The 9,905-nt window shown below is 67.2% G+C and carries 6 protein-coding genes; 2 read left to right on the forward strand and 4 right to left on the reverse strand.

What is annotated here, in order from left to right:
- Positions 1-340: 340 nt before the first annotated feature.
- From ACMHYJ_RS16745 to ACMHYJ_RS16760, 4 genes are all read right to left on the reverse strand, one after another.
- On the reverse strand, positions 341-1,618 hold the full coding sequence (locus ACMHYJ_RS16745; protein WP_414247292.1) for a TIGR02679 family protein: 1,278 nt from the start codon (positions 1,616-1,618) through the stop codon (positions 341-343).
- A complete protein-coding gene (locus tag ACMHYJ_RS16750) occupies positions 1,602-5,795 on the reverse strand; it encodes a TIGR02680 family protein (protein WP_414247293.1) in 4,194 nt (1,397 codons plus the stop codon). Before ACMHYJ_RS16750 ends, ACMHYJ_RS16745 begins: the two co-directional genes overlap by 17 nt.
- A gap of 80 nt (positions 5,796-5,875) precedes the next feature.
- Positions 5,876-7,174 (reverse strand): TIGR02678 family protein, encoded by a 1,299-nt coding sequence (locus tag ACMHYJ_RS16755; RefSeq protein WP_414247294.1) that lies wholly within the window; start codon positions 7,172-7,174, stop codon positions 5,876-5,878.
- Positions 7,171-8,712 (reverse strand): TIGR02677 family protein, encoded by a 1,542-nt coding sequence (locus ACMHYJ_RS16760; protein ID WP_414247295.1) that lies wholly within the window; start codon positions 8,710-8,712, stop codon positions 7,171-7,173. Before ACMHYJ_RS16760 ends, ACMHYJ_RS16755 begins: the two co-directional genes overlap by 4 nt.
- A gap of 295 nt (positions 8,713-9,007) precedes the next feature.
- Here ACMHYJ_RS16760 and ACMHYJ_RS16765 point away from each other — a divergent pair, with 295 nt between their 5' ends.
- Both ACMHYJ_RS16765 and ACMHYJ_RS16770 read left to right on the forward strand, forming a co-directional pair.
- Positions 9,008-9,280: a CopG family ribbon-helix-helix protein gene (locus tag ACMHYJ_RS16765; protein ID WP_414247296.1), complete on the forward strand. Its 273-nt coding sequence runs from the start codon at positions 9,008-9,010 to the stop codon at positions 9,278-9,280.
- A gap of 26 nt (positions 9,281-9,306) precedes the next feature.
- Entirely contained in the window at positions 9,307-9,561 is a 255-nt protein-coding gene (locus ACMHYJ_RS16770) for a type II toxin-antitoxin system RelE/ParE family toxin (RefSeq protein ID WP_414247297.1), read from the forward strand.
- Positions 9,562-9,905 lie beyond the last annotated feature (344 nt).

Below are 9,905 nucleotides of genomic sequence, written 5' to 3' on the forward strand. Positions count from 1 at the left end.
AGGGCCAGGGCCTGCGGGAAGTACAGTTCCAGCGCCAGCTTCCAGGGGCTGTCGTGGTCGTCGGCAGTGGAAGGGTGCGGGGGCGGGCGTTTGGACATGACGGGCATCCGGGGGCGTGGATGCCTCATTATTCCGGGGATCATCCGGCCCTGGGGTGCAGGGGGACAGAAAGGGCATGCCCGAACCGTGGCAAGGCAACGGCGATCCATGGCAAGGCGAAGGCCGGGTAAAGGCCAGGCGGAGACAAGGCAAAAGGGACACGGGTGCCGTGGCCGGTGTTTTATTTCCTTCCAGGCGGTGGAAGCGATGCCGGGGACGTTTCCTTTCGTGCCGAAACGCTTCAGTTGCCGCGATAATACGCGTGCTTCGCGCAGGCGCTCAGGTCGGCCAGCAGGACTGATGCCACGGCTTCTTCCGCGATTTTCAGGCCGTGGTGCCGCATTTGATCCGCCAGGTCGGCATCCCAGCGGGCCTGGACGATTTGTTCGCCCAGATCCGCCGGGCGGCTTGGGGCCTGGCGCACCGCCGCTTCATAGTCGCTGCCGCGCATGCGCCAGGCTTGGGCCGGCCAGCGCGCCAGAATGTGGTTGGCGATCCGCAGCCCGGGCCAGTCGAAGTCGCCGTGGTAGTGCAGGCGGGCGCCGGCGGCCGATAGCTGATCCAGCAGCGTGCGTTGCGCGGCGGCCGGCATGCCGTCGGTGCAGGCCAGCGGGGGGCATGCCGGGCCCAGTTCGCTGGCGGCGATGGCCAGCAGATTCGGGTTCTCGCAGAGGAATACCGGCTGCTGCGCCACCTGCCATGCGGGGGGCCGGCGCAGCAGTTGGCGCAATGAAAGATACGCGGGTTCGCCGGGAATCCAGGTTCGGCAGGCGGCATCCCGCACCGGCAGATTCAGGAACAGGGCGGGGCGGGCCAGTTCGTTGACCAGCACGCCTGCGCGCGCCCAGATGTCCCGATCCCGATCCCGTTCCCGATCATCCGGCGCATCGGCCGCGGGCCACGCCGCCAGGATGATGCGGGCGACCGGCTGGCCTGTATCCAGGCTGTGGGCATCGCCCAGCGTCTGGGCCGCCAGTTGCGCGCGGGGCATGCCTTTGGCGGGCAGGCACCGCATGACGGCATGCGCCCGCCGCAGCAGATCCTGTGCCTGCGGGATGCTGGACTGGCTCAGGCGCTTGACCAGGGTCAGGGCGCCCGGGGTGCGCAGCCAGGCCAGCAGTCTGGGATCGAGCGTGGCCTCGGGGGCTGTGGGCGGCCCGATCCGCCCGGTCGACAGTTGATCCCAGGCCCGCTGGCTGGCTTGCCGCAGCGCCATCCGGTCGGCGATCGGGCCGTCCAGCCGCGCCAGCGCATCGCGCAGAGAATCGCAGATGCCGGCCTGCCGCAAGGCGGCATCAATTCGGGCCAGGTCGATCCGCAAGGATCCGGCGGCGCGGACGGGTCGTCCCATCAGCTCGGCCAGCCGCTCTTGTTCCAGCGCTGTCAGCCCGCTCAGTTGCAGAGTGGGCGGCGCGTGTCCGGCTGGATGGCGTTCGTAGTGGCGGCGCAGCCGCTGACGCAGCCTGGCCAGCGCCGGGCCGCCCAGCAGGCGTGACAGACGTTCATCCGGTGCCGTCATGGTGCGAGACATCCGGGGTTGCCGCCGGCACAGGGGTTTCCAGCGCGGGCGGGAACCGGCGGTTAGGGTCGACCTCCCGGCGGCGGGTGCGGCCATCCCAGGCCCAGCGCGAGACATGGACGGCGTCAATCTCCTCGTGGCGTTGCAACTGGGCAATCGCCACGCCGGGCAGTTCGGCCGAGCAGGCCCATTCCCGTTCGCTGGTGATGACAAAATCCAGATCGAATTCGCGGATCAGCGCCCAGCAGTGCGCCCGGGCGTCGTCGTCGATGCCGGCGAACACTTCGTCGAGCAGAACCAGGCGTGGTGCCAAGGGGCTTTGGGCATAGAAGCTGGAAACGGCCGCAAACAGGGGGACGGTCAGGCCCAGTGCGCGTTCGCCGCTGGATGCGGGCCCTGAAAGCGGCTGCCATCTGCCATTCCAGCGCTCGACGCGAAACCGATGCCAGTGGCGATAGTCCAAGGCGCGGCTCAGTTGTTCCAGCAGTCCCGCGCCCAGTGCCATATCATTGCGGCTGCGCTCGGCGTCTATCCGTTGCTGCAGCATTTCCCCGACCACGCGGCGATCCTCCGCCGTCCATAAGTCCGTGCTGGTGTTCAGCAGCTGGCGGCGGGCCGCCGCCAGGCCCACGGGGGCGCCGTCCGCCCCTTCCGGCAAAGGTTCCCAACGCAGGCGAAAGCGCACGCCGGTTGTGGTGGGGCGCTGGTGCAGTTCCTGGTTGATGGCTTGTATCTGGCGCTCCGCATCGCGCAGGCGTCGCTGGATGGTGCTGGATATCTCCGTTTGCAAGTGGGTTTCCAGGACTTTGCGTTCGTGGGCGTTCAGCAGTTCTTGACGCTGTGCGATTTCCGACTTCAGGTGGGCTTCAAGCTGGTCGGGCTGCTCCGGGCGATTGCGATAAATAATATGAACCACCAGGCCAAAGTCGCTGGTCTCGGCCTGCGCCTGATGATTGAGGGCGGTCAGCGCACGCCCCAGATCGGTGTAGTCGCGCGAAATATCGGCCTGGATTTTGGCCCATGCCGGGTCGTCGTCCGGGATGTCGCGCAGGGATTGCTCGCAGCGCCGGGCCAGGGTCAGGGTCGCGTCGAGCGACCAGGCGTCCTGTTGAGGCAGTGCCTGGTCGGGCAGGGCGGCGGCTAGCAGGCCTGTCCTGGCAAAGCCCCGCAGCATGTCGACGGTGTGTTGGCGGTGCTGGCTGCAGTGTTCCAAATGGCCGGCCGCCGCCTCGGTCTGTTGTTCCGCCCGTGCGCGGGTTTCCACCGCCTGTTGCAGGGTGACGCCGGACTGCCTGAGATGCTGTTCCGCCTGGTGCGTGGCGTCGGCGGCCTCGCGCAGCCGCCGCTGCAGTTCGCGAACCTGGATACCGATGCTGGCTTGCAGCGTTTCCAGGTGAACCTGCGCTTGTTGGGCCAAGGATTCGGATTCGGCCGCGTACTCCCGCGCTTCGGCGCTGTCGGCCGCCGCCTGCGCGGCGCGCCGGGCCTGCTGTTGCCATTCGCCGTCCGCCTGCCGGCGGGCGTGCCATCCGGCCAGCAGCGGCGCCACCAGGTCGGCGAAGTCGCGCAGGTGACGGGCGACGTCCTGCAAAGCGGGTTCATTGTCGGGCAGGCGCAGGTCGTGGGCATCTTGTTGCAGGCTCAGGCGGGTCTGCGCTAGGGCATCGTCCGCTTGCTGCCGCTGCTGTGCGGCTTGGCGCAGGCGTTCCTGGGCCGCTGCGTATTCCCGGGCGCTGGCGGCCGCCTGGATGTGGGCGGCGCGCAGGGCCTCGTCCGACGGGGCGGTTTGCCATTCGTGGGCGGCCTGCCGCTGGTCTTGTTGGCACTGCGCGGCTTGCTGTGCCAGCGCGTCCAGGCGGTCGGCCAGTTCGTCCAGCCACGCGCCCAGTTGTCGTAGCCGCCGTTGGCGGGCGGCTGTGCGGGCCGCGTGACCGATGTGCTCGGCGCTGGGCTTTTGCCAGAATCCAGTCAGCGGCCCCAGACGAAACCGGCCGCCGGGGGACACCCAGGCTTCGGCCGCCGGATCGTCTTGCGGGCCGCAGGCAATGCCCGACAGCAGTGCCGGCATATGCCGGGCCGCCTGGCGGGTGGCCTCATCGGGCGGCAAATCGTCCGGGCCGGCGGGAATCAGCCAATCGCTCAGGGGCGGTGTCCGGGCCGGGCGGGCCTGCCACCAGGCGTCGTGATCCATTGGGGCACCTTGGGCATCTTGCAGCGTGCCGTCCGGGCCGACCCAGGCATCCAGCAGTCCGGCCGCCTGCAGGGCGGCTTCCAGGCCCGCGCATTGCGCGGCGGCAAGACCCGGGCGAAAATCCACCAGTTGCCAGAATGGCGCTCCCGGCCGCGTGCTGCGTTTGGCTGTTGCCTGCCAGGCGGGCCGTGCAGGGGTTGGGTCGGAGCCGGTTTCCAACGCCGTGCGCTCGGCCTGCAGATCGGTTTGTTCCTGCTGCAGGGCCAGTTGTTGCGTGCGCAGATGCGCCTGATGTCGCGCCAGCCGCTGGCTGGCGGCCTGTTGCGCCTGCAGCAGCGCCTGCCGCGCCGGGTTGTCTCCCTGCAGCGAGAGCGTCCAGGCTTCCAGCGATTGGATGACGAGGTCGCTGTCCGCGATCCGCAGCTGCCGCAGGTCGTCCAGATGCTGTTGCCAGTCTTGCAGCAGTTGGCGGCCGGTCGCTTCCGCCTGAGCATCCGCGTGTTCCCGCCGGTCGGCCGCCTCCCGCTGTTCATCCCGGCGCTGATCATGGTGGCGGCCGGCATCCCGCAGGCGCGTGACCGCCTGGGCGACCGCCTGGCAGCGCTGCTGGATCGCCTGGATTTGATCCTGGCGCAGATCGCGGGCGCGCAGCAGCTCCTCGCGCGCGGATTCCAGAAGACGGGCGTCCGGCCCGGCGTCGTTGGCACCCGCCAGCGGGCTGTCGCGGTACACGGCCAGCAGGCCCGCCGGCTCGGCGGCGCGATCGGCCCGCGTGCGCAGATCGGCCAGGGCTTGGTTCGCCTGTTCCAGTTGGTCTTTCCGGCCTTGGGCCGCCGCTTGTTCCTGCGCCGATTGGTTCTGTCGTGCGCGCGCTTGTTCCTGGGCGCGGTGGGCGTCCTTCAGACGAAGGGCGGCCTGTTGGCTGGCCTGGTTCAAGGTGTGGGCGTCGGCCATGGCAGGGTCGGATCGCAGGGTGTCCAGGCGGGTGCGGCAGGCGGTCAACTGGGTGTCCGCCTGCCGCTGATCCGCGCTTGCCCGGGTTTCCGCGGCTTGCGCGGTCTGCAGTGCCTGTCGCTGTTCGTTCAGGGCGCGGCTGGCGTTGTCGAACTGGGTCTGGGCTTGGCGTATCTGCCGGGCCTGCCGCCGCAGTTGCGTGGCCGCGTAGCGTTGGTAGCGGTGGCTGAACTGGCTGACGATCTGTTCCAGGGCGCTGTATTCCCGCAGTTCGCGCCGGTATTCTTCCAGTTGCGTCAGGGCTTGGGCCACATCGATCAGCAATTCCTGCGGCATGGGCGGCAAGGCTTCCGTCAACGCCAGCGAAAGACTGGATTCGTCCGGTTTGCGGGACAGTTGCGGCTGGCGCAGCTGCACCAGCGTGTCCATCAGGGCTGCGTAGCGGACCTGCCCCAGTTGGAACAAATGCTCGTCGACCATGCGCCGGTAGTCGCGGGCTGATCGGAACAACTGGCCCCCCTGCGCCTGCAGGGCCGTATCCAGCCGGTCGCGGGTCAGGACGGTGCGCTTGGGGTTCATCAGCCACAGATCGCGGTTCAGGCGCGCCTCGGGCAGCACGAAATACCAGGAGTCCACATGGCTGCGCGCCGCCACCGCCGACATGCCGCAGCCCAGGGTCAGGTATCGGGCCTGGCCATCGGCATCCAGACGGCCGAATTCCACCCAGCTGTAGCCCATGCGCCGTTCATGCTGGTCCAGCAGGAGGTTCCAGGCCATTTTCTTCGTGTTGTCGCCATCCGGTTCGATGCGCGATGGCCGGATTTGCGCGTCGAACAGAAACGGCAGGGTCAGGGACAGCACCTTGGATTTGCCCGTGCCATTGTTGCCGCGCAACAGCAGATGACCGTCGCGGAAGTGGAATTCTTCGCTGTCGTAATGAAAAAGGTTGATCAGCCCCAGCCGCAGCGGTTGCCAGCGTGACAAATGCGGCTGCGGCAAGTCCGGCTGCGGCATGTGGGTTTGTTGCGGCATGCTGTGTGGCGGCTGCTGCGGCGCCGCCGAGTCCTGGATCGGGTCTGCGGCCGGGGCTGGTGCGGGAAGCGGTTGTTGCGTCATGAAAACAGGCCCCCTTGGGCGGGCGGGGGCGGGGCGCGTCGGGTTTTATGGGCGCCGGCGGCACGCACCTCGGCGTCCGCCAGGGCGAAGCGGGCGAGCGCGGGCAGAGGACGAATGGTCTCGCCATCGCGGGTCAGGAGCTGCAAGGCTTGCAGGCGCGACAGAGCCAGGGCCGCCAGGTCGTGTTCAGACCCCGCCTGGCGGGCGGATTTGCGCCAGTATCGGCCAAAGGTTTCGCGGACTTGCGCCAAGTGGCGGGCCACCGCCTGTTCTGTGACGGTGACATGATGGCGGCCGCGGCTTGCGTTGCCCGGCCGGATCGTCGCCCGCGCCAGGAATTCGGCGACCAGCAGCGTGACGTGGGCTTCCGTGCCTTCGGCGGGCATGGCGACGTCGCTCAGGTCGCCGTCGATGTCGACCATGGCCAGGCCCTCGGCCCGTTGTTCCGCCTGCAGGCCGGTGGCTTCGCCCAGGCGGTTGGCCATGGCGCCCCGCTGGTTGACGAAGTAGGCCAGCAGATCCGGCGCCAATTGATCCAGATAGACGACGGGGTCGTCCAGCAGGCGGCGCGTCAGGTGGTGGCGCAGGGCGGTGCGTTGGCCTTCCGGGCTGTCTGGAATATATTCCTGGGTCAGGGCGATCAGGCGTTCGGACAAGGTCGCGGGGGCCTGATCCGCCCGCCATGTCGACGGCCCCCGAACCGCCGCCAGGACGCCCGCCAGCGCCCGGCGGTGGATGTCGTACAGCGCGTCGTTGTTTTCCCCGGGCGCTTCGCGGCCGGATCGGATGAAGCCTTCTTCGTCGCCGGCCACCCGCTGCAGCACGCCCAAGTCCAGCAGATAGCGGCAGACCGCGACCAGTTCGCGGCGCTCGTGCACGGCTTCCAGTGTGAATTGGAATCCGCGATCGGACAGGGCCGGGTCGGCCGCCTGCGTCAATAGCCGGGTTCCCAGCGTTTGCAAGGTGATCTGCGGATCCGCGCGTTCCAGCACCGCGCACACCAGGCAGAGCAGCACGTAGCGGCGGCGGTCGAAGCCGGGCAGCCCGCGGCTGGCATCCTGCAGGTCGGCCGGCCGTTTGTACAGCCGCGCGCAGTCGCGTTCGATGTGGAGAGGCCAGCCGGCTTCGCGGGCGAACCAGCCGCGCAGATTGTCCGCGTGCCGCAGCACCGCCGGAAAAAGCGCGTGATCCGGCAACATCAGCGGATCCATCAGCAGGGCGCGCAGGGCCTGGATGCGCTCGCTGTCTTGGTAGCGGACTTGTTGCTGCCGGATGCTGCGGCTGTCGCGTTTCATCGGCCTGTCTCGGTGCGGGAAATCAGGATCTGGTGGTCGCGGCCGCTCAGGCGGCCGGCCGGGGTGTCGATGCAGGCCCGGCTGTCAGCGGCCAGGGGCCGCAGGGCGATGCGCAGCAACCCGTCACCGCTCTGGATGTCCACCGTGTCTTCGGGGCAGGCTTGGGCAGTCAATGCCTCGCCCAGCAGGCTCAGGAACAGAGAAAATGCGGTGCCGTCCAGCGTGCCCAGATCCGACAGGCGCGTCAGGCGGCCCGTCGCCAGGCGCTGCCTGGCCGCTTCGATCTGCGCGTGTTCTTCCTGCAATTGGGCTGCCAATAGGCGGCGTTCCTGATCCCGGTCGCGGATGCGGGGCTGAACCCCGCGCGGCGCGGCTTCGCCGTATTCGCGCAGGCGCGGCGACACCTGGATGGGCGCCGCATCCGCCCAAGCGGTGTTGGCGGGCAGATCGGCGCCGCCGGCTGCCTGCTGGGCCAGATGGCGGGCCGGGTTCAGGGCAAAGGCAGCCCGCGCCAAACGGTGTGATTCGTCATCGTCCCGGCAATCGGCGAACCAGCGGGCCAGGACACGGAAATCGGCGGACCGATCACTGCGGCCGCTGCGCCGTTCATTCAACGCAGCGACGGCGGCCAATAATTGGGGGATGGCCGATCGGGCCTTGGATCGCAGCAGTTCGGCCTGGGGCGCCTCGTGCCCCGTGCTGAGAAACCAGCGCCGCAGCCCCGTCCAGCGTTCGTGCCACCTGGCCAGGGTTTGATCCATGGCGGGCGGTTCATCTCCGGCATCGCCGGGCGCCTGATCGCGGACTTCGCGCCTTGCCGTCAGCCACAGCAGGGATTCGATATGCGGTTGCAGCGCCTCGATGTGCGCGGCGATCGCGCCCGAACGCGCCACCAAGTCGCCGATGAAGCGTTCCAGATAATGGATCAGGCGGGTCTTGTAGCCGATGACCGCCTGTGCCTGCGCCTGCTGCAGTTCCAGGCTGCGGCCGATCCCGGCCATGAAAGCCTGGGCGTTGTCGGCCAGGTTTTCAAACACCCGAACCAAGTCGCGCAGCACTTCATGCACTTTGGCGGCGTCTGGATGCTGTTGGTCGGCCAATACGCGCAAGGCCTGCAGGCGGCTGGCGATATCTTCCAGCGCAACCGTTTGCAGTTCGGCGCGCCGCCCCAGGGTTTTGGCGAATGTTTCCAGGGCGGCCTCGACGGCTTCGCCGCCTGGCGACAGGCGGTAGAGATACTGCGCGCGGTAATAGTCGTTCAGCGTGGTGACCCGCGAGATATCCGGCTGGGATTCCAGGTTGCCCCAGTCGGTCAGTTGCCGCAGGGCGGCCTGGATTTCGTCCAGTCTGGGCCGATCCTGAGCCGCCCGGCCGGACCAGTCGACTTCGGCCAGGACTTCGTCAGGGCGCAAATGCAGGCGAAACTGCCGCTTGGCCGCGGCAAAGCAATCCATGATGCGACGGTACAAGTCGGCCTTGTCCGTCGTCAAGTGAGTGAACAGGTCGGCCTGATCGGCGGAAAGAATCGTGGTCGTCAATGTTTCCAGCTCATCCCAGCGGTTGCGTCATGTCACGTGCGAAGGCGCTGTTTGCCGGACGGTAACCCATCATCGGCGCGGCTGCTGGCTTCGTCCTGCTCATGCTGGTTCCTTTGGGCATACCTTAATGCGCCTATCGTAGCCCGTCAGGCTCATTTATGAAAGCGCGATCTATATGCGTCTAGCTCAATAATCCAGCCCTAAAGAGCCTTTTCAAAACAGTTTCAGCGCGATGGACTCGGGGGCAGGGAAGGGCTATTATCACTAAGTATTACTATGTGATAAGAATCCCACCATGGCAACGTCTCTCAAGATTGACGACGCGCTGAAAAGTCGCGTCCAGCAGTTGGCCAGCCAGCGCCGCCGCTCGCCCCACTGGATCATGCTCGAAGCGATCCAGCTGTACGTCGAGCGCGAAGAAGCCCGCGAGAGCTTCAAGCAGGAAGCCTTGACATCCTGGGCGGCCTACAAGGAAACCGGCCGCCACCTGACCGGCCAAGAAGTTCGCACCTGGTTGAACACCTGGGGCACCAATGACGAAAGGGCGGTGCCTGAGTGCCACGAGTAATCGTCACCGAAGGCGCGGCAGAAGGCTTGGAACGATGCCGGCGGTTTCTGGCCGCCAAGGCACCGGACGTCGCCAGACGTGCCGGTGAGGCCATCGAGCGGCAATTCCTGCTGCTGGAGACAGCCCCCGACATTGGTCGGCCGTACCCCGAAATGCCCGAACTGCGCGAGCTGGTGATTGCCTTCGGGGATTCCGGCTATGTGGCCCTGTACCGCTGCGAACCGGCCGACGATGCGGTGTATGTTCTGGCCTTCCGACACCAGAAAGAGGCAGGCTACTGAGTCAGCCCTGAAATATTCATTTCGACAGTCAGGAACCACTTCACGCCGTCAGAAGCGCCGACGGTATTGAGCTGACACGGCGGTTAGTTCGGCCACTGGGTCGCCGTGCGTGGGTATTCCGGTTGATCGTGACCAGCGATTCCGGCATCGTGACCACCCAGTCCACCTGAGTTCGACAGTTTGAGCCTCACTCATTGATGAAGATGCAGCAATGCTGCGGGTTTCAACAAATCTCGCTAGTCAGCCCTGAAATATTCATTTCGACAGTCAGGAACCACTTCACGCCGCCAGAAGTGCCGGCGGTATTGAGCTGACACGGCGGTTAGTTCGGCCACTGGGTCGCC

Origin of the sequence: Castellaniella hirudinis, from assembly GCF_047468865.1 — a bacterium.
Lineage (GTDB): Bacteria > Pseudomonadota > Gammaproteobacteria > Burkholderiales > Burkholderiaceae_B > Castellaniella > Castellaniella hirudinis_A.

What these genes read in the sequence shown, in the direction of transcription:
- ACMHYJ_RS16745 (WP_414247292.1), bottom strand. Translation starts at nt 1,618, where the DNA reads ATGACGGCACCGGATGAACGTCTGTCACGCCTGCTGGGCGGCCCGGCG.
- ACMHYJ_RS16750 (WP_414247293.1), bottom strand. Translation starts at nt 5,795, where the DNA reads ATGCCGCAACAAACCCACATGCCGCAGCCGGACTTGCCGCAGCCGCAT.
- ACMHYJ_RS16755 (WP_414247294.1), bottom strand. Translation starts at nt 7,174, where the DNA reads ATGAAACGCGACAGCCGCAGCATCCGGCAGCAACAAGTCCGCTACCAA.
- ACMHYJ_RS16765 (WP_414247296.1), top strand. Translation starts at nt 9,008, where the DNA reads ATGGCAACGTCTCTCAAGATTGACGACGCGCTGAAAAGTCGCGTCCAG.